The sequence below is a fragment of the Verrucomicrobiia bacterium genome (genome assembly GCA_035495615.1).
In the GTDB taxonomy this organism is placed as follows: domain Bacteria; phylum Omnitrophota; class Omnitrophia; order Omnitrophales; family Aquincolibacteriaceae; genus DATJFP01.
In genome coordinates this window covers 109,246-129,504 of record DATJFP010000071.1, presented here as the reverse complement: position 1 = coordinate 129,504, position 20,259 = coordinate 109,246, and the positions used below count along the sequence as shown (strand labels likewise).

Below are 20,259 nucleotides of genomic sequence, written 5' to 3'. Positions count from 1 at the left end.
CCATCCCCCTCTCCTTTATCCTCTCCCCCTCCGGGGGAGAGGGAAGGGTGAGGGGGACGACGATTCGGACTTAAACAAAACCTGCCTTCAACAAATCCTGCACGTCGAGCAGGCCGACCACGCGGTCATGCCGGTCCACGACCGGCAATTCGTCGATGCGTTTCGAGCGCAAAAGGTTCAGCGCCTCGGCCGCGAGCTTGTCCTGGCGGATCCGCATCGGATTCCGCGTGGCGAGCTCTTTCAGAGGCCGCGTCAGAATGCCTTCGCCGCCCTCGCGCAGGTGCCGGCGCAGATCACCGTCCGTAAAAATGCCGGCCAGCTTTTTATTTTTCCCGACCAGCGTGCAGCTTCCCGCGCGCGCCTTCGTGATGAGGAACAGCGCCTTCTTCAGGCTGATATCCTCGCCCACCAGCACCTGGTCCTTGCCGCGGCGCATGATGTCCTGCACCTTCAGCAGTTTCCGGCCCAGGCTGCCGCCCGGATGAAGCAGCGCGAAATCTTCCTCGCGAAAGCGCTTTTTATTCGACAGGCAAAGAGCAAGCGCGTCGCCCATGGCGAGCGCGGCCGTCGTCGACGTGGACGGCGCCAGATTCAGCGGGCACGCCTCGCGCGTGATGCCCAGCTCCAGAACCACTTCGGCATTCTGCGCCATCGGCGACCGCGGGTTGCTGGTCATGGCCACCAAAGGCACGCCGATCTTTTTCAACGTGGGCAAAAGCCGCACAATTTCTTCGGTCTCACCGCTGTTCGAAATCGCGATGATCAAATCGTCTTTGGTCACCATGCCGAGATCGCCGTGCAATGCCTCGGCCGGATGCAGGAACATGCTCGGCGTGCCGGTCGACGCCATGGTCGCCGCGATCTTTCTGCCGATGAACCCGGGTTTTCCCATGCCCGTGATGATGACTCGGCCCTTGCATCCCGCCATCAGCGTCACGGCTTTTTCGAAACTCTTCCCGACCTTGCGGCCCAGCCGCACGATGGCCTTGGCCTCGGTGAGAAGCACCGAACGCGCCGTCTTGAGCACGGCAGAACTCACAAAAGCGCCCCTTTTTTCTGCGTCATGACTTCTTTCAAACTGATCAGCACTTCGAGCACCGAGCGCAGCTTGTCGAGATGCAAAGCGTTCGGGCCGTCGGAAAGCGCCTCGGCCGGATTTTCATGGATCTCCATGAATACCGAATCCGCGCCGGCAACGATCGCGCAGCGCGCGAGCATGGGGATGAATTCCGCCATGCCCCCGGAAGCCGTGCCTTTGCCGCCGGGAAGCTGAACCGAATGCGTGGCGTCGAACACGACGGGATAGCCGAAGCCTTTCATGATCTGGATCGAGCGGAAATCGCTCACGAGATTGTTGTAGCCGAACGTGAAGCCTCTTTCGGTGAGCATGATCTTTTTGCAGCCCACGCTTTCCAGCTTGCGCACGATGTTTTCGGCTTCCCACGGCGAAAGGAACTGTCCCTTTTTCACGTTCACGACCTTCGCGGTTTTTCCCGCGGCTTCGAGCAGGTCGGTCTGGCGGCAGAGAAACGCCGGGATCTGAATGATGTCGATCACGTCGCTTGCGGGCTTCACTTCGTCTTCGGAGTGGACGTCAGAGAGCACCGGCACTCCGAATTCGTCTTTCACCTTGGCGAGGATTTCGAGTCCCGCGCTCATGCCCATGCCGCGGAAGGATTTCGACGACGAGCGGTTGGCCTTGTCGTAGCTGGCCTTGAACACGTAGGGGACCTTGAGGTCTTCGGCGATGCGCGAAATTTTTTCCGCGTGGCGCAGCGCGCTTGACTCGCTCTCGATCACGCAAGGGCCGCCGATCAGCACGAAATGCGAAGGATCACCAAAGACTACCGAACCTGCGCTTACTGTATGGGTCATCATTGTCCTCAGTTCGTAAAGGAAACTTCTTCTTCCTTGTCGCGCTTGGCGGCAAGGTCGCGGCCGTTTTCGCCCGCGTGATTTTGGGGAACATTTTTCTGCTGGTATTCGATGGCGGCTTTGACGAACTCGCGGAAAAGAGGATGCGCGCGGTCCGGCTTGGACTTGAATTCCGGATGGAACTGGCTGGCGATAAACCACGGATGATTTTCCAGCTCGATCATTTCCACGAGGCGCCCGCCCGGCGACACGCCCGAAATCTTCATGCCGTTCTTCTGGAAATCGTCGCGGTAGGCGCTGTTGAATTCGTAGCGGTGGCGGTGGCGTTCCATGATCTCGTCCGAGCGGTAGGCCTGGTAAGTCTTGGTTTCTTTTTTGATGTGGCACGGCAGCGCGCCCAGGCGCATGGTGCCGCCGAGGTTCTGCACCTTTTCCTGCTCTTCGAGAAGGCTGATCACCGGATAAGGCGTCTTCTTGTTGAACTCGGTCGAGTTCGCGGCCTTCCAGCCCAGCACGTTGCGGGCGAATTCGATGGACGCGCACTGCATGCCGAGACAGATCCCGAAAAACGGGACGTTCGCCTCGCGCGCGTGCCGGATCGCGCGCAGTTTGCCTTCGATCCCGCGCGAGCCGAAGCCGCCGGGGACCAGCACGCCGGAAACGTCCTTGAGAAGGGTCTGGCAGTTGGAGCCGTTCAGCTTTTCCGAATTGATTTTTTTGAGAACGATCCGCGCGTCATTGGCGATACCGCCGTGATACAGCGCTTCGTAGATGGATTTGTACGCATCCTGCAGGTCGATGTATTTTCCGACGACCGCAATCTTGACCACGCGCTTGGGGTTGAGCACGCGCTCGACAACTTCCTTGTACCACGTGTGCAGGCTGCCGACTTTGTATTCGATGTGCAGGTACTTGCAGACCGCGACGTCGAGCTTTTCCTCTTTGAGCACGATCGGAACCTGGTAGATCGAGGCCACGTCGCGCGCTTCGATGACGCCGTCGACGTCCACGTTGCAGAAAAGCGCGATCTTCGCCTTGAGGTCGCGCGAGAGCTTCTTTTCCGTGCGGCAGATGAGGATGTCGGGCTGGATACCGATTTCGCGGAGCTTGCCGACGGAGTGCTGCGTGGGTTTGGTCTTGAGCTCGCCCGCGGCGCGGATGTAAGGGATGAGAGTGAGATGCACGAAAATCGCGTTCTCGCGGCCGACCTCGTGGCGGAACTGGCGCGCGGCTTCGAGAAACGGCAGGGACTCGATGTCGCCGACCGTGCCGCCGATCTCGGTGATGACCACGTCGAAACGCTTGCCTCGCGACACCTCGCGGATGCGCTCTTTGATCGCGTCCGTGATGTGCGGCACGACCTGAACCGTGGCGCCGAGGTACTCGCCTTTTCTTTCCTTGTTGATGACTTCGCTGTAGATCTGGCCCGTCGTCACGTTGTTGGCGCGGCCCAGCGACGTGCTGGTGAAACGCTCATAATGGCCGAGGTCGAGGTCGGTTTCGGCGCCGTCGTCGGTGACGTAGACTTCGCCGTGCTGGTACGGGCTCATGGTGCCGGGGTCGACGTTGAGATAAGGGTCGAGTTTCTGGAGCGCCACTTTGAGGCCCTTGGCTTCCAGGATCTTTCCGAGCGAAGAAGCGGCGATTCCTTTTCCCAGGCTTGAAACCACTCCACCGGTCACGAAGATATGTTTGGGCATTTGTCCAAGCTCCCGCGGTTAAGGTTTTATGACGGTTCGCAGCCGCGATTCCACGACGGCGACATCTTCTTCGGTATCCACACTGAACGAATCATACGGCGACTCCACCACACGCAGCGCCACGCCGCGGTCCAGGATGCGGAGCTGTTCGAGCTTCTCCGTCTCTTCCAGCGCCGCGGGCTTCCATGTCACGAATTCCAGCAGGAATCCGCGGCGGTACCCGTAAATGCCGAGGTGCTTCAAGTACGACAGCGGCGCATCCTGATCGCGGAAAAAAGGCACCGGCGACCTGGAAAAATAAAGCGCGTTGCCGAGCGCGTTGCAAACTACCTTCACGACGTTCGGGTTTTCGTATTCCTCGCGGTCGGTCTTACGCACGCCGAGCGTTACGACCTGGCTTTCCGGATGTTTTCCGAAAGCCTCCGCGACAAGGTCGATATTGCGCGGGTCGATCAGCGGCTCGTCGCCCTGGATGTTCACGACGACTTCCGCTTCGATCTTCTGCACCGCTTCCGCGAGCCTCGACGTCCCGTTCGGATGATCTTTGCGGGTCATCATCGCCTTCCCGCCGAAACCTTTGACGCACGCTTCGACGCGTTCGTCGTCGCACGCGATCCACAAGTCTTTCAAAGCGCGAGCCTGTTTGGCCCGCTCCCACACGTGCTGGATCATCGGGCGCCCGTTCAAAGGCCGCAGGACTTTCTGCGCCAGGCGCGTGGAACCGAGCCGCGCCGGGATAATGCCAACCGTTTTGTCCGCCATCACATCTGCTCGATGGATTTCTGGATTTCTTCGGGCGTCACGGTCGCGGTGCCGAGTTTCGCCACGACAAGGCCCGCGGCAATGTTCGAAATGATCGCCGCCTCTTTCATTGGAGCCCCGGCCGCCATGGCCAGCGCGAAAACCGAAATCACGGTGTCGCCCGCGCCGGAAACGTCGAACACTTCCTGCGCCGTCGTCGGGATATGCGCGAAAGAACCGTTTCTTTCGTAGAGCGCCATGCCGTCTTCGCCGAGCGTGATGAGGACCGCTTCCGAATTCAGCTTCGCGCGCAGCCTGCGGGCTGCTTCCTTGAGCGGCAGGTCATGATGGGCGCGGCCGTTCTCGAGCGCGCCGTACGCTTCCTTCCGGTTCGGCGTGATGCAGGTCACGCCTTTGTAATAGGGAAAATTCTTTTCCTTGGGATCGACGAGGACGGGCTTCTTATGTTTTCGCGCGAACGCGACCACCTGCTTGAGCAGCTTGGGCTGGATCACGCCCTTGCCGTAGTCCTCGATGATGACGACGTCGGTGGCCGGGATTTTCTTTTTGATGAAGGCAAGGATCTGGGTAAGGTCTTTCTCGGAAATGTCGTCGGCCTTTTCGCGGTCGAAGCGGACGACCTGCTGGGAATGGGCGATCACGCGCGTCTTCAGCGACGTGCGGCGGCTGGAATCGTAAACCACGCCGCCGGTTTCGATTCCCTCGCGGCGCATGGTCTTGAGAAGCATGCGGCCCTCCAGGTCGCGGCCTACCACGCCGCACGGGTACACGGTCCCGCCCAGCGTGCGCACGTTGTTGGCGACGTTCAGCGCGCCGCCGGGCATGTAGGATTCCCGGATGACGTTGACGACCGGAACCGGGGCTTCCGGAGAGATGCGATTGACGCTCCCCCACACGAACTGGTCCAGGATGAAATCACCAACGACGAGGACACGGCTTTTGGCGAAGGTTTTGAGTAAATCCAAAAGGCGTTTTTTTTCCTTGGCATTCAAAGAAATGCCGCGGGTTTTAAGCACTGCCTTACTCATGGAATCCTTAATTGAAAACGGCCGGCGGTTAAGAGCCTGCGGTGAAGGGGTTAGGTTCAAAAAACCCGTATATACTATCACTCGCTCTGGGAGGTGTCAATCCACGGAATTTAATTTAAGTGCTTGGAAGATATAGACTTAAAGCGGGCGGAACCCCCTCCGGAAAGGGGCGCGCTAGGCGCGGAAACCGCGGAACAAATTGTAAAGCCCGGAAAGCTTGAACCAGTAGACCACGAGCAGGTCGGAAGTGCGGGTGATTTTCATGCGGATTTCGCTGTATTGCCCGCGCGGGACACCGGTCTTTTTCAGCCTTTTGGGGCCGGTCGCGAACGCCATATCATATCCGGCTGCTTTGACAGCCTCAACCACCTGCTCATTGAGGTCGCCGCTCGGATAAGCAAAAAACCGCATGGGCACGCCAAACATGGCCTCGAGGTCACGCTTGGAGCCCTCGACCTCGTCTTTGAGCTGTTCAGGCGAGGTCTGGGACAGGAGCGGATGTGTTTTGCTGTGGCTCTCCACCGTGATCAAGCCGGACTCCCGAAGCTTTTGGATGGTCGGCTGGTTCATGCTGCCCTGCGAAGCGTTTTTCACGTTCTCGCTGATCACGAAGATCGTCGCGGGAAGTCCGTATTTTTTCAGGATGGGCATGGCCTTTTGATCGAACGAATAATCACCGTCGTCGAAGGTGAGAAGGATTTCGCGGCTGCGCGGCTTTCTCTTCCCCATCCGCATGTCATAAAATTCCTGCAAGGTGATGACGCGGAAGCCGAAGTGTTTCAAAAATGCCATCTGCCGCTCCAGGCTTTCCGCGCTGACCACGTTTTTCTCTTCGGAGCTGCGCTGGGGCGTGTCGATGAAGTGGTAAAGAAGGACCGTCGCATGGCCGGGCAAAGGGAGAAGAAAAAAAGAGGCTCCGAAAAAAAGCGTGGCGGCGACGACGACGCCCCACAAAATTTTGGTGAATCTTTTCATGAAGCCTGGTGAAAAAGGTTAGGACTGCGGGACTTTTTCCGACGCACGCTGTATCGTATCAAAAAAGGATTTCTTGTCTAGGAAAGAAAAAACTTCTTCGGGCGTGAGTTTGCCCAGACAGTCCCGGTGGGCACAGGCCGCGTTGTAACGGAATTTCTGGTAGCACGGCCGGCATTCCAGCCCTTCTTTGAAAACCGCGGCCGATGATGCGGCTTGCGGGTAGGGCCCGTAAACTTCCGGCGGCACGGGCCCGTAAAGCCCGATCACCGGCCGTTTGCGCGCGGCCGCGAGATGCAAAAGCCCGCCGTCGTTGCCCAGAAAAAAAACCGACCGCTCCATCGCCCGCACCGCCTGCGCCAGCGTGATCTCCCCCGTCAGGTCCGTGACAGGCATGCCCGAGTGCCGGGTCAGGGCCGCGGCAATCTCTTTTTCGTTTTTGCTTCCGAGGACCACAGCGGAATCAAAGGAAATTTTTTTTCGCAGAAGCGGCAGGAGCCGCGCGAAAAATTCGGGCGGCCAGCGCTTGAAATGCGCGTCCTTGCCCCACGATTCCCCGCCTCCGGGGCTGACGACCGCGAACGCGGCGCCGGGGCCCACGCCTTTTTCCGCAAGCACGCGGTCCGCTTCTTCCCGCTCCGCCTGCGAAAGATAAAATTCCAGCCATCGGTCGCGCACCGGGACGCCCGCGGCTTCGGCAAGGCCGCAGAAGTAATCCGCCACGTGGCGGTCCTTGAAGCCTTGCGGCAGCGGCACGCGGCGCGTGTGGAGGAAGCCGCGGCGTTTGTAGTTGAATCCCGCGGTTTCCGGAATGCCGAGAAAAAAGCGCCCGAAGAACGCGTACTCGCCGCGCATGGAATAATCGAGCATCAGATCGTAATGCCGCGCGCGGAGCTTGGCCCCGAGCGCGCGCAGGGCCTGGAAATTCTCGAGCGCGCCGCGGCGGTGAAAAAGATCCTTGTCGATTTCGAGGATCTCGTCGACGTGCGGGTTATGACGCACCACGGCTTCGGTGCGCGAGCCCAGCAAAAGATCCACCCTTTCGATGCCGGGCAAAAGCCGCAGCGCGCGCAGGACCGGCGTTACGAAGAGCAGGTCGCCGATGCCGTAAGGCTGGACCACGAGAACGCGGCGCACGGGCCTCACGGTCTTTCTCCGGTTTTCGCGGGCACTTCTTCGATATCGGAGGCGAATGGAATTTTTTGCCAAACGCTGCCCAGCGATTCCAATTCGCGCAGGACGTCCGACACCGAAATCACGTCCAGGCAGAGAAAGTTGATACGGCAGTCATGCGCGAGGCAGGGATGGCATCCCACGTCGCGCCATACCACGCGCGCATTTTTCCCGAGCGGCTTCCAGCGCGCGGGCGAAAGGCCGGGCTGGTTGCGCCCGAAGATCGAAACAACGGGCGTGCCGACGGCGGACGCGATGTGCACGGGGCCGGTGTCATTGGAAACAAGCGCCGCGGATTCCCGCAGCAGCACGCCCAGCATGGAGAGGCTGAGCCTGCCGCCCAGGTCGCAGACGGACGCGGAGCAGGCCGCCGCGATTTCGGCTGAAACTTGCCGGTCCTTGTCGCTGCCCACGAGCACGATCGTGGCTCCGTATTTCCGCGCGGCCAGGTCGGCGAGCTCCGCGAAGCGCGACGCGGGCCACATCTTGGACGGGCAGCTCGCGGTCGGATGCAGGACAAGCAGCGGCTTGTCGGCAGGAATGCCGAGCTGAAAAAAAAGTTCTTCGACCGAACGCCGGGCCTTGGGAGAAAGCGTGAAATGCGTTTCCAGTTCCTGCGGCGGCCAGATTCCGAAATCTTCCAGCAGCTCGAAATTATAAAGGGCCTCGTGTTTTTTCCCTTCGCTTTTGACGTCCTTGCGCGGGTGCGTGAGCGCCCAGGAGCATTTGCGGTCCCAGCCGATGCGGACCGGGATGCCTGCGAGATAACCGGCCCAGTGCATGCGGTTGGTCGAATGCAGGTGAATGACGGCGTCAAAATGTTTGGCCGCGAGGCGGCGCGAAAACGCGAAGTTTCCCAGCCAGCCTTTTTCGCTGCCTTTTTTGTCGTAAAGGATCACTTCGTCCAGCGCGGGATGGCCTTCGACGAGCTCACGGTTTTCCGCGAAAACAAGCGCCGCGATCCACGCGTCCGGAAATTTTTCCCGCAGCGCCGCGAAAACAGGCGTGGACACGACGAGATCGCCGATCCTGTCGGCGCGCGTCACGAGAATCCGGGGACGGGATGGAAGTGTGATCATAAAGGTTCCCGCAGCGGCGCGGGGTTGCGGCTTTCGAGAAGTTCACAGCAGGACGCGAGCACGCGGGAAGGCGTCACGCCTTCGAAAAGATTGTCCGGAGAAGGCGCCGTGGGGCGCACGATCCGGAAACTTCCGCCTTCGCGTCCGTATTTGGCCGGATCGGTCGGGCCGAATACCGCGACCACGGGGCGGCGCAGCTCATGGCCGATGTGCATGGCCGCGCTGTCGTTGGTGAGGAGGAGCGACGCGCGTGAAATGAGCGCGGCGGTTTCGCGCAGCGTGGTCACGCCCGCCGCGTTGAAAATGCGGCCGCCCTCGCGGCAAAGCGGCTGCACCATTTCCCGCTCGCGCGCGTCTCCGATCAGCACGACGGGTTCCCGGTATCGGGAAACGAGGTTTTCCAGGACTTCGCGGTAATGCTCGACCGGCCAGCGCTTTCTCTCGCTTGCCGCGCCCGCGGCTGCGACGATCCAGCCGGAATCCGCGAGGCCCAGGCCCTTCAGCTTGGCGCGTGCGCTTTCCTCTTCCGCGGCGGAAAAGAAATCAAAGGGCTCGACGCCGGGATCCGCGGGCAGCCCCATTTTTTCCAGGACCTCGAGATGGCGCTCCCGCATGGCCGTGCGGGAAAGCCCGCGGAAAAGAGGGCTGCGTTTCCGCGCTGACAGGAAATAAGGAATGGCCGTATGCCGGAGATCCACGACCGCGTCATAGCGCCCATTGCGCAGTGACATTGTGAAACGGATTTTTTCCGGCCAGGAAATTTTTTTATCGTAGAGGACGAGATTCGAGACGGGCCGGCTCCCGCGCAAAAGCCCTTCGGCCTTAGGGCCGCAGACGACGGTCAGTTCCGCGCCGGGATAAACACGCAGGAGATTCATGATGACGGGCGTCGTGAGCACGACGTCGCCGATATTGCTGAGCGTGATGACGAGAACGCGGGGCGCGGCGGCCATGGGCGGTCAGGAGAAGACGGCCTGCGACGGCCGTATCCATTTTTTTTCTTCGAGCGTCTGGATCACGCGCTCGGGACGGATGCCCGACATCCATTCTTCATCGGGCAGTTTTTCGCCGATCCACGGCGTGGTGTAGCCGGGCGGGATGTACTGAAGCACGACGCTGTCGCCGATGCCGCGCGGGCCCGTGCGGCGCGGGTCCGTGGGCCCGAACAGCGCGACCACGTTAGCGCCGGAGCCGGAAGCGATGTGCATGGGTCCCGAATCCGCGGAAACGACGGCCGCGGATTTTGCGAAGACCGCGCCGAGCACGCCGAGCGGCGTCTGCCCCGTGAGAGGGATCACGCTGCCGCGGCTGACGCGCTGGCGCATTTTTTCCACCAGCTGCCCGTCTTCCCGGGAGCCCGTCACCGCCACCGGCACCTGCCATTTTTCGTGGATCATCTCCGCGGTCCTGGCGAAATGCCCGAGCGGCCAGCGCTTGGGTTCCCAATTCGCGCCCATGTGGAAACACACGAAACCCGAAGGGCGCAGCCCATGGCGCGAAAGGATCTCGTGGGCCTCGTCTTGGTCGCGCGGCGTGAAGTAAAAACGGTAGCGCGCCCTTTCCGGAACCGGAATCCCCGCCTGTTTCAGAAGATTCAAAAAATAATCCACCTCGTGCAGCGGCTGATCCGGATTTGCGATGGATTGGGTCAGAAACCAGTCCCGCCCTTTTCCGTAGCCGACTCTTTCACGGGCGCCGGCAAGCAGCGTCAAAAAAGCGCGCGTCCGCGACCGGTGGAATAAAAAGGCCTTGTCCCATTTCTCCCCCCGCAGCGACAGGACCCAGCGGATTTTGGCTGCGAGACCTTTCTGCTCTCTTCTTTCGTCGAAGGCGATGAAGCGGCTGACCGCGGGATGAGCCGCGACCATGGCCCGGCAGCGCGGCGGCGCCACGCAGACAATCTCCGCCTGGGGCCAGGCGGCCTTGACGGCTTCGAGGGCCGGCACCTGGAAAAGCATATCGCCCAGCCAGTTTTTCGCGACAATCAGAATTTTCACAAGTTTCCCTTTAAAGAAGTGGTTTTCGTTAAGCCGAAAGCGAGGGTACTTTTTCCAGGTGATGCCGCACGGCTTCGAAAACTTCCTGCGCGGAAATGCGGGCAAGACAGGCCAGCGTTTCCGGGTTGCGGCATTTACCTTTATAACAGGGCTGGCACGGCAGGCGCCGGGAAAGCACCGTGGCCTGTTCCGCGGGCGGCATGTGGCGCCGGGAATCCGTGGGCCCGAAAAAAGCCACGACGGGCGTATTGACGGCCGCGGCAATGTGGAGCGGGGCCGTGTCTCCGGTCACGACGGCATCCATGGCCTTGACCGCGGCCACGAGTTCACGCGGGCTGGTCTTTCCCGCCCAGTTGAAGACGCCCTCGCCCGCTTCCGCGGCAAACTTTTCCGCTTCCGCGGCTTCCGAGGACGCGCCGATCAGGAAAATCTGGCAGTCGAGTTCGTCCCGCAGCTTGTCCGCGAGGGCGCGGAACGACGCGGCGGGCCAGCGTTTGGTCGGCCATTTCGGGCTGGATCCCATGACAAACCCCACGCGCTTTTTGGCCCCCGCGGCAGCAAGGCGCTCTTCGATGTTTTTCTGCGAGCGCGGATCGCTCCACAGCTCCAGCTTGTCCGAAAATTTCTGCACGCCCAGCCGTTTCAGGATCCGGTACTGGTTCTGCACCGGCGGTTCGGGCACCTGTGCGTAGCGCTCGGCCCTGTTCAAAAGAAAGCCCATCTTGCCGCGGCGGAAGCCGTAGCGCTGCGGGATGCCCGCGAGAAATGCGAAAAGATGCGTCCATTTGGAATTTTGGAAATCCACGGAAATGTCGTAGCCGTCGCGGCGGAATTTTTTGGCCAGCTTCAGCAGGAACGGAAGATGCGAGAGCCGGGCGCGGTCCACGGGAATGACTTCGTCAAGATACGGGCAGGCTGAAGCCACCGAGGCTATTTTTTTGTCCACGAGAAGCGAAAGCCGCGCCTCTGGATACCGTTCGCGCAGCATGCGCAGGCTCGGCACCGCGAGGATCAGATCCCCCATGGCACCGAGCTTGATCACCAGGATCTTTTTTTCTTTTTTGACCTCGTGGTAGACCGAAAGCGTCTTGTCCGCCATCTGGTCGAGCGTAAAGAAGGCCTCGGTTTTCGCGCGCAGCCTCTCGCCGAACACGCGGCTTTTTTCGCGGTCCTTCAAAAGATCCAGCATGGCCGCGCTCAGTCCCGGAACGTCGCCGGGCTGCACCAGGAGTCCGTTTTCGCCGTGATCGATGACGTCGAGAATGCCGCCCACGCGCGTGGCCACAACCGCGGTGCCCACGGCGCCCGCTTCCACGATCACGCGGCCGAACGCTTCGGGAATCAGCGTCGAAAGGACGAGAAGGTCCGCCTGAGCGAGAAGCTCCGGGATGTCCTGGCGCGTTCCGAGCATCTTCACGCAGGACGAAAGGCCGAGATGCTGGATGGTCTTCTGGAGTTTTTCGGTGTAGCGCTGCTTGCCTTTGCCTTCCGAGCCCACGATCCAGGCTTCGACGTGCGGCAGGTCGCGGCGCAGGAGGTGCACGGCCTTCAGAAATTCGTTCTGACCCTTGATCGGCGAAAGGCGGCCCACGTTGACAATGCGCAGCGTCTTTTTGGGCTCGCCGTATTTTCCCGGCTTATATTGAAACTGCGTGAGGTCGATGCCGCGGTGGATGAGGCGGATGCGTTCCGGAGAGACGCCGAAGTCGTCGATCATGTGCCGGCCCACGGCGCGGGAAATGACGATGACGCGCTTGCCCCAGCCCATGACGCGGCTGAGAAAATGATTCGAGTAGTAGCCGTGGCACGTCGTGACGAGCGGCACCTGGGTTTTCCAGCAGGCCATGAGCGCAAGCCAGGCCGGCACGCGGCTGCGCGCGTGCACGACGTCCGCGCGCTCCCGCTGGATGATCTCCGCGATGCGGCCTACGAGCGCCAGCGAGCCGAGGGATTTTTTGTGGACCGGCAGCGCGTAATGGGCCACGCCCATCTTGTGCAGCTGCGCGACCAGCGCCCCTCCGGAAGAGATCACGACCATTTCGTCGCCGCGCGCTTTCACCGCGCGCGCGAGATCGATAACGCCCCGTTCGACGCCGCCCACTTCAAGGGATGGAAGAATTTGAATTGTCTTCACAGAATTTCCTGCAGCCTCTTCTGCAAAAGCATTTTTTCGTTCCGTGCCAGGTCCGTTGCAAAGCCCTGCTTTGCGCTTTCGAGCCTGGCGGCCAGGTCATCCGGCGCCGCGCGCGAAACCGAGCCCGACGCCGCGAGCATGTCCGCGAATCGGCGGTGTTTCTTGGGAAGCTTTTCCGCGTCGTCGACCGACAGCATGATGACTTTTTTGCCCGTGGCCGCGGCCTCGGAAACCATGGAGATGCTGTCTTCGGTGATGACGAGGACTTCCGCGGCTTCGGTCATGACACCCACCCATCCGGGCCGCGCGTCTTCCGCGGCGATCACGATTTTCTGGCAATGCGGCAGCGCCGCCTGCTTCAGATAAGCGCAGATTTTTTCCGGCGTGCGCCGGGACGTCGTCACCAGATAATCCGCTCCGGAACGCTCGAGCGCATCCAGCGTCTTTCTCACCGCGGCCTCTTCCATGCGGTAGTCGCGCGTGGGGCCGCCGAGAAAAAGGCTGATGCGGATTTTTTCCGGATCTCTCAGCTCACTCTTCAATTCGCCGCCGGTTTCGCCTCCAGAGGGAGCGGACGAAAGCGTCAACAAGGTGCGCACGGCTTCGGCCGGAACCTTGCCCGTGTCGTGCGCCGGCACGATCGCGAGGTCGTAACGCAAAAAGTTATACGGAAACGGCGGCTTCATGATCACGACGCTCTTGGCCTGATTCTCGCGGGCCAGACACAAATTAAGCGGCACCAGGCCTGCGCCCGCGGAAACGATAAAATCCGCGGACACCTCCTCCAGCAGGCGCGAGGTTTCCTCGTCGAAAAAAAACCGCAGCAAAGACAGACGCCCCTGCGCCCACGGAAAAAAGAAAAACCCGGCCGCGGCAAAAAACGCTTTGTGAAAAGGCGAACGGAATTTCACGGTCACGGCTTCCGTGGGATATTCCATGCCCGGCCGGCCGTACTGCGTTTCCACCGCGCGAAAGGCCTCGGCCACGGCCTGCGACTGTTTGAAATGGCCGGGTTTGCCGTCGGACAAAATCAAAATCCTCTTGGTCCAGGAATATTTCCAGCGCTTCTTGGCCCAGAGCCACTGCTCCGGATAGCGGCTGATCAAATCTTCCAGCGCGGCCACATACTCGCGGGCGAATTCGCGGTAAGTCTCCTCGCCTTCCGTGTCTTCAGGACAGTGAAACGCCTTTCCCAGATGGATCTCGTGCTTTTCGTTTTTGAGCCTTACGATGAAAGCCGGCAGCACGAGCGCGCCCGCGCGGCCCGCGAGCTGAAACGCGCCCGTCGGGATCGTGGTCTTGCGCCCGAAAAAAGGAACGATGAGGCCCTGCTGCCTGCCCGCGGACTGGTCTCCGAGAACGCCGACAAGTTCGCGCCGGCGAAGGGACCGCATGAGGTCGCGGATACCCATGCCGCGGCTGGCCACGCCGGAACCGCGGCTGCGGCGGAAATCGTTGAGCAGCCCGTTCAGCCGGGGGTATTTCTGATCGCGCATGAGCGCCTGAATCGGGCTTCCGAAGATGCCGGACACAATCTGCAAAAGTTCCCAGTTGCCAAGATGCGCGGTGAGCAGCACCACGCCTTTTTTCTCGTTCAGCGCCTGGTTGAATCTTTCGAGGTGCGGGATGGAAACGTCGCGCTCCACGGTCTGCCTGTCGAGCAAGGGAAAGCGCAAGAGCTCGATAAACGACTGCCCGATGTGGCGGTAATGCGCGCGCACGGTCTGCCAGCGCGCCTTCGCGGTCTTGCGTGCGCCGAACGCGGCCTTCAGATCCGCGTAGGCGACTTTGCGCCGTGAGGAAAAAATGTAGGCGACGTCGCCCAAAAAACTTCCGAGGCCGTAGGCCGCGCCCGCGGGAAGCGCGCGCGCGGCAACGGCGAAACCGCGGATAAAATGGTAGCCTGCAAAATCAATCATGCCTCGTTTCAAACGCTCGCTCCGAGAAGACGGGAAAGCGCGCCCGTCAGGATGTCTTCGCCCGACGCGATGCGCAGCCGCGTGGCCAGCACAAGCGGGTTCAGCACCTTGGCGATCATGTCGGGAGCACGGTAAAAATCTTTTTCCGTCGTGATGATTTCCTGGCTGGCGGCCGCTTCGCTGACGTATTTCACTTCTTCGAGGTCGCGGCGGGTAAACCGGTAATGGTCCGTGAATTCGAAATTGCGGACGGCGCGGATCTGCCGCTGGGCCAGGATCAATTGAAAGGAACGCGGCACGCCCACGCCGGAAAACGTGGTCACCTTCTGATTCTGGAGCCTTTCCAGAGGGATGCGCTGCTTTTTCTGCCCGCGGTAAAAAAAGAGCGGCTCGAGGAACGATTCCACGACGGCAGCCTCCGGCGCGAGCTCTTTCACGCGCAGCCGCAGGGCGTCCAGCTCTTCGGGCTTCACGAGGTTGACGTGCGTCAGCACGACAATGTGAGCGCGCTTCAGCGCAACGATGGGTTCACGCAGAGGCCCGCGCGGGATGAGCAGCTCGTTGCCGAAAGGGTTCAGCGAATTGACGGTGACGACGTCGATGTCCCTTTCGATCGGCCAGTGCTGGAACCCGTCGTCCAGGATTCCGAGATCCACCTTGTGCTGCTGGAGGATTTTCTGAGCGGTCTGCACGCGGTTCTTGCCAACGCCGATCAAAACGTGCGGGAGATGTTCTTTATACTGCACGATTTCGTCGTGGCTATAGCCGCGCGTCAGGACCAGCGCCCGCTTCTGGAGTTCGTTGATGCGGTAAGCGAGATACTCCACGAGCGGCGTCTTGCCGCTGCCGCCCCAGGTCAGGTTGCCGACGCTGATGACGGGAAACGGCAGCTTTTCCGATTTCCAGACTTTCTGGTCAAAGAAATTTTTCCGGACGCCGGCGGCGTAGGCATAAAGTCCCGAGAAAAAGGACGCGAGCGAATAAAGAATCCCGGAAAAAGGCCCGCGGATTTTGTCTTCCGTCAAAAGGCGTACAAAATTTCGAATCCGTGCTGACATAAGTCATCCTTTCACTAGTTGCGGCTCAGGGGCCAAAAGCTGGACAAGCCATTCAAGGGAACGGTCCGTGGCCCCGCGAAGCGAGCGCACGGTCTGACAAGCATTTTTTCCCAGGGAGACGAGCTCCGCGGGATGAGAAAGCAATCTTTCCAAAGCAAAAAGCAGGTCGTCTTCGTCGCGCACCATCACGGCCCCGCCTTCGTCGCCGAGGACGCGATAGACGCGTTCAAAATTGAAAACATACGGCCCGTGCGTCAGCGCGCGCTCGAACGCCGCGGGCTCAATGGGATTCTGGCCGCCCTTGGGAATGAGGCTGCCTCCCATGAACACCACGTCGGCCATGGCGTAAAGGTCCTTCAAAACGCCAAGCTGGTCCACGAGCAGGACTTCGAATTCCGCGCCTTCTTTATATTCCGTGGCCAGCGCCGTCCTCAGGCCCATGGCCGTAAGCTCCTTGGCAAGCGCGTGCGAGCGCTCGATGTGGCGCGGCGCGACGATCATCTTCACGTCGGCATAATCGGAACCTTTTTCCCGCAGGCTGGAAAGCACCTGGCCCAGGATTTTTTCTTCGCCCGGATGCGTGCTGCCGGCCACGAGGACACGCGAGGTCTCAGGAATTCCCCACTGCGCGCGGAAGCGCCGGGAAAGCGAGGCCCTGTCCTTGCCAAGCTCCACGTTATCGTATTTCATGTTGCCCATGACGCGGATTCTTTCGGGAGCCGTGCCGAGCTGCTGAAAGCGCTCCGCATCGGCGTCAGTCTGGGCCATGACGAAAGCAAGCGCTCCGAATAGAGGGCGGAAAATCCAGGAAAAGCGTCCGTAGTTTTTAGCCGAGCGCGGCGAAAGGCGCGCGTTCACGATGCCCACGGGAACGCGGAAGCGTCCGGCTTCCGCGAGAAGGTTCGGCCACATTTCCGTTTCCGCGAGGATCACGCATTCCGGTTCCAGCTCGCGGAAAAAACTCCGGACCGCGAAAGAAAAATCGAAGGGGAAATAAACGGCCGAGATCCTCTCGTCTTTGATCTTCTGCGCCATCTTCTGTCCCGTGGGCGTGACCGTGCTGAGCACCACGTGAATGCCGGGAAACGAGACCAGCAGGCGCCGGAGAAAATTCTCGACGGCGAGCACTTCGCCCACGCTCACGGCATGGACCCAGATAATTTTCTTTCCGATGAGGCGCTCTTTCCACGCGGGCTCGAGGATCCCGAACCGCTGCTTGACCAGCTGCGGCGCGTTGTCGGCCTGCCGCAGACGAACCGCGAAAGAAGGCAGGTAAAAAAGCGACATCACGAAATAAGCCAGGTTATACAAAAAAAGCATCGTCTAGTCCTTTGGAACTTCAAGCACGGGGATGGGCAGCGTCGTAAGCTTCCTTGAGCCGCTTCGTGGTGACATGCGTGTAGATCTGGGTCGTGGACAAATTTTCATGCCCCAATAATTCCTGGACGCTCCGGAGGTCCGCGCCCTTGTCGAGCATGTGCGTTGCGAACGAATGCCTCAGCGTGTGAGGCGAGACTTCCTTTTTGAGTGAGATGCGGCGGACGTATTTCAAAATCATGCGGCGCACGCTGCGGTCGGTCAGGCGGCCGCCGGACCTGTTGAGATAAAGCGGCGACTTGATCATGGCCCGCTCCCTGAGCGCCTTGTGATCCAAATAGGAACGCAGCGCCTTCAGCGCCATCTGTCCGAGCGGCACGATCCGCTCTTTTTTCCCTTTGCCCCGGACGCGCACGAGCCCGCCGAAAAAGTCCACGTCCTCCTGGTTGAGTCCGACCAGCTCGCTCACGCGCAGCCCGGAAGTGTAGAGTGTTTCCAGGATCGCGCGGTCGCGCTTTTCCTCCCACGTGTCGCGGGAAGGCGCTTCCATAAGCTTCACGACTTCTTCGGCATCCAGGAACTGGGGAAGCCTTTTTTCACGCTTCGGCGTGGCAATGCCCGCCGCGGGATTGGTCGGGATGTGATTTTCCCGGGCCAGGAACTTGAAAAAAGACCGGAGGCAGGCCAGCTTCCGCGAGATCGTGCTCTTCGAATAATTTTTATTTTTCAGGACGGCCAGGAACGAGCGGATGTCGACATAGGAGACTTCCGAGGAACTTTTCTTGCCGAAGAACTGGACGAACTCGCGGAGATCGACGGCGTAGTTTTTGATCGTGTGGGGCGAGGCGTTTTTTTCCGCAGTCAGGAAATTCAGGAAGGACTCAACGTTCGTTTCGATCATGGCCCGAGCCTCTCGAGCTGCTTTTCCGCGGCCTTTTCGGGCTCGTCAGGCTCGCCTTCCTTTTTCGGAAGCTTGTTCTCGATGTGCGTGCACGTGGGATATTTCGAACAGCCGTAAAAGGCGCGGCGCATCTTGGACATTCTCTTCACGAGCTCGCCGCCGCAGCCTTCGACCGGACAGCGGAAGCCGGTCGGCATGGACCGCGTGTAGCGGCAGTCCGGAAAGCCCGAGCACGCCAGAAACTTGCCGAAACGCCCGTTCTTTTCCAGCATCTGCTTGCCGCAGATGTCGCATTTGAATTCCGTGGGCACCGGCTCCTGCTTCAGGTTCTGCATCTGCGCGCGGGCGGCCGTAAGGCTTTCCTCGAAAGGCTTGTAAAATTGTTTCAGGACCGCGACCCATTCCAGGTCCCCTTCTTCGATTTTATCGAGCTCTTCTTCCATGTTCGCGGTGAACTGGACATCGAGAATGCTGGGGAAATATTCCACCAGCAGGTCGAGGACTTTTTCGCCGAGCTCCGTGGGCATGAGCGCCGTGCCGCGGCGCGTGACGTAATCGCGGTAAAGCAGCGTATGGATCGTGGGCGCGTACGTGCTGGGACGGCCGATCCCTCTTTCTTCGAGGATTTTCACGAGGCTCGCATCGTTGAAGCGCGCGGGCGGCTTCGTGAAATGCTGGTAGCCGATCAACTCATGGAGCTTGAGCGCCTCCCCCATAATTAGCTCGGGAAGGTCTTTATTCAACTCGTCGGCGTCTTCCTCGTCGCCTTCCTTTTTGTCTTCTTCCGGCTTTTTCACGTCCTCGAACACCGCGCTGAAACCGGGAAAGAGGTTCCGGCGGCCGGTGGTCTTGAAATAATATTTTTCGCCGGCCACGGTCCACAGGACGACATGCTCGTCGATGGCGGGCATCATCTGCGAGGAGACGAATTTTCTCCAGATCAAACGGTAAAGCCGGTACTCGTCGTCGGACAGGAAGGACTTGATATCCTCGGGATCGCGGCGGATGGACGAAGGGCGAATGGCTTCGTGCGCTTCCTGCGCGCCTTTTTTCGATTTATAGACCGGCGGTTTTTCCGGCAGATAATTGTCGCCGTATTTTTCTTTGATAAAAGCCGAGGCTTCCGCCTGCGCGGACACTGCAATGTTCACGGAGTCCGTTCTCATGTACGTGATAAGACCGACGCTGCCTTCGTCCCCGATCTCGATACCTTCGTAAAGTTTCTGGGCGATGCTCATGGTCTTGGCCGCGGGAAAGCCGAGCCGGTTGAAGGCTTCCTGCTGCAGCTTGCTGGTGGTGTACGGCGCCTGCGGCAGGCGCTTGCGCTCTTTCTTCTCGAGCTTGTCGACCTTGAACGGAAGCGTCAGGATTTCGTCGCGGATCTTTTTGGTCTGCTCTTTATTTTTCAGGTCCGCTTTTTCGTCGCCGATTTTTTCCAGCTTGGCGATGAAAGCTTTGTCAGAACGCTTGGGGTCTTCGGGCGACAGCTTCGCTTCCAGGCTCCAGTATTCCTGCGGGACGAATTTGCGGATTTCGCGCTCGCGCTCGACGATGAGGCGCAGCGCCACGGACTGCACGCGTCCCGCGCTCAGTCCCCGTCCGACTTTGTGCCAGAGAAGCGGACTGAGCTCGTAGCCCACAACGCGGTCGAGGATTCGGCGCGCCTGCTGCGAGTTGACGAGATTCATTTCGATCTCGCGCGTTTTTTCGAAAGCCTTCTGCACCGCTTCTTTGGTGATTTCGTTGAACACCACGCGCCGGATGGCCACCTCGCCGTCAGCTTCCTTTAAGATATGGGCCAGGTGCCAGCTGATGGCTTCGCCCTCGCGGTCAGGGTCAGGCGCGAGGTAGATATTCTCTTTTCCCTTGGCCTGCTTTTTCAGGTGGCTGACGATTTTGCGGGACTTGGCCACGATGACGTAATGCGGCGTGAAGTCGTTCTGGACGTCGATGCCCATCTTGCTCTTGGGGAGATCGCGGACATGCCCCATGGACGCTTCGACCTGGAAGTTCTTGCCGAGGAATTTGTTGATGGTCTTGGCTTTGGCGGGAGATTCGACGATGACGAGATTCTTGGCGCCGCGGGAGGTTTTCTTCGGCTCCGCCTTGGTTTTACCGGCCATGAATGCTGCCCCCTCCGATGAACCGTACGATTTCAATTTTGTCCCCCTCGGCCAGGAGCGTTTCGTCGAAATGGCTCCGCGAGAGCACGACTTCATTATGTTCTACGACCACGCTGCGGGGATCCACGTGAAATTCCTTTAAGAGCATCCCGACATTCCAGCCGGAATGGATCTGCCGCTTGTCACCGTTGACGAATATTTCCATAAAAGATAGCACTCCG

At 60.0% G+C, this 20,259-nt stretch carries 17 protein-coding genes; all 17 read right to left on the bottom strand.

The window, feature by feature from the left end; translation table 11 throughout:
* Window positions 1–70: 70 nt before the first annotated feature.
* Window positions 71–1,039 (bottom strand): KpsF/GutQ family sugar-phosphate isomerase, encoded by a 969-nt coding sequence (locus VL688_09350; protein ID HTL48245.1) that lies wholly within the window; start codon window positions 1,037–1,039, stop codon window positions 71–73.
* Window positions 1,036–1,875: a 3-deoxy-8-phosphooctulonate synthase gene (gene kdsA / locus VL688_09345; GenBank protein HTL48244.1), complete on the bottom strand. Its 840-nt coding sequence runs from the start codon at window positions 1,873–1,875 to the stop codon at window positions 1,036–1,038. The genes VL688_09350 and kdsA overlap by 4 nt, the downstream gene beginning before the upstream one ends.
* 8 nt (window positions 1,876–1,883) lie before the next feature.
* Window positions 1,884–3,575, bottom strand: a complete 1,692-nt coding sequence (locus tag VL688_09340; GenBank protein HTL48243.1) for a CTP synthase — start codon at window positions 3,573–3,575, stop codon at window positions 1,884–1,886.
* A gap of 18 nt (window positions 3,576–3,593) precedes the next feature.
* The gene (kdsB, locus tag VL688_09335; protein HTL48242.1) at window positions 3,594–4,337 is read right to left on the bottom strand and encodes a 3-deoxy-manno-octulosonate cytidylyltransferase; all 744 of its coding nucleotides are present in this window, start codon (window positions 4,335–4,337) and stop codon (window positions 3,594–3,596) included.
* The gene (gene rfaE1, locus VL688_09330; protein HTL48241.1) at window positions 4,337–5,365 is read right to left on the bottom strand and encodes a D-glycero-beta-D-manno-heptose-7-phosphate kinase; all 1,029 of its coding nucleotides are present in this window, start codon (window positions 5,363–5,365) and stop codon (window positions 4,337–4,339) included. The genes kdsB and rfaE1 overlap by 1 nt, the downstream gene beginning before the upstream one ends.
* A 174-nt stretch (window positions 5,366–5,539) precedes the next feature.
* Window positions 5,540–6,340: a polysaccharide deacetylase family protein gene (locus tag VL688_09325; protein HTL48240.1), complete on the bottom strand. Its 801-nt coding sequence runs from the start codon at window positions 6,338–6,340 to the stop codon at window positions 5,540–5,542.
* A gap of 18 nt (window positions 6,341–6,358) precedes the next feature.
* On the bottom strand, window positions 6,359–7,483 hold the full coding sequence (locus tag VL688_09320) for a glycosyltransferase family 9 protein (GenBank protein ID HTL48239.1): 1,125 nt from the start codon (window positions 7,481–7,483) through the stop codon (window positions 6,359–6,361).
* Window positions 7,480–8,589: a lipopolysaccharide heptosyltransferase II gene (gene waaF, locus VL688_09315; protein HTL48238.1), complete on the bottom strand. Its 1,110-nt coding sequence runs from the start codon at window positions 8,587–8,589 to the stop codon at window positions 7,480–7,482. Before waaF (VL688_09315) ends, VL688_09320 begins: the two co-directional genes overlap by 4 nt.
* Entirely contained in the window at window positions 8,586–9,542 is a 957-nt protein-coding gene (locus tag VL688_09310) for a glycosyltransferase family 9 protein (protein ID HTL48237.1), read from the bottom strand. The genes waaF (VL688_09315) and VL688_09310 overlap by 4 nt, the downstream gene beginning before the upstream one ends.
* A gap of 6 nt (window positions 9,543–9,548) precedes the next feature.
* Entirely contained in the window at window positions 9,549–10,586 is a 1,038-nt protein-coding gene (locus VL688_09305; GenBank protein HTL48236.1) for a glycosyltransferase family 9 protein, read from the bottom strand.
* Between the two features lie 28 nt (window positions 10,587–10,614).
* On the bottom strand, window positions 10,615–12,720 hold the full coding sequence (waaF, locus tag VL688_09300; GenBank protein ID HTL48235.1) for a lipopolysaccharide heptosyltransferase II: 2,106 nt from the start codon (window positions 12,718–12,720) through the stop codon (window positions 10,615–10,617).
* On the bottom strand, window positions 12,717–14,639 hold the full coding sequence (locus VL688_09295; protein HTL48234.1) for an ELM1/GtrOC1 family putative glycosyltransferase: 1,923 nt from the start codon (window positions 14,637–14,639) through the stop codon (window positions 12,717–12,719). Before VL688_09295 ends, waaF (VL688_09300) begins: the two co-directional genes overlap by 4 nt.
* Window positions 14,640–14,647: 8 nt before the next feature.
* Window positions 14,648–15,697, bottom strand: a complete 1,050-nt coding sequence (gene lpxK, locus VL688_09290; GenBank protein HTL48233.1) for a tetraacyldisaccharide 4'-kinase — start codon at window positions 15,695–15,697, stop codon at window positions 14,648–14,650.
* A 3-nt stretch (window positions 15,698–15,700) separates the two neighbouring features.
* Entirely contained in the window at window positions 15,701–17,017 is a 1,317-nt protein-coding gene (locus VL688_09285) for a 3-deoxy-D-manno-octulosonic acid transferase (GenBank protein HTL48232.1), read from the bottom strand.
* 19 nt (window positions 17,018–17,036) lie between these two features.
* Window positions 17,037–17,915 carry a tyrosine recombinase XerC gene (gene xerC, locus VL688_09280; GenBank protein ID HTL48231.1) on the bottom strand — a complete coding sequence of 293 codons (879 nt, stop codon included), beginning with the start codon at window positions 17,913–17,915 and terminating at the stop codon, window positions 17,037–17,039.
* Window positions 17,912–20,038, bottom strand: a complete 2,127-nt coding sequence (gene topA, locus VL688_09275; protein ID HTL48230.1) for a type I DNA topoisomerase — start codon at window positions 20,036–20,038, stop codon at window positions 17,912–17,914. The genes xerC and topA overlap by 4 nt, the downstream gene beginning before the upstream one ends.
* Entirely contained in the window at window positions 20,028–20,243 is a 216-nt protein-coding gene (gene thiS / locus VL688_09270; protein HTL48229.1) for a sulfur carrier protein ThiS, read from the bottom strand. Before thiS ends, topA begins: the two co-directional genes overlap by 11 nt.
* Window positions 20,244–20,259: the final 16 nt, after the last annotated feature.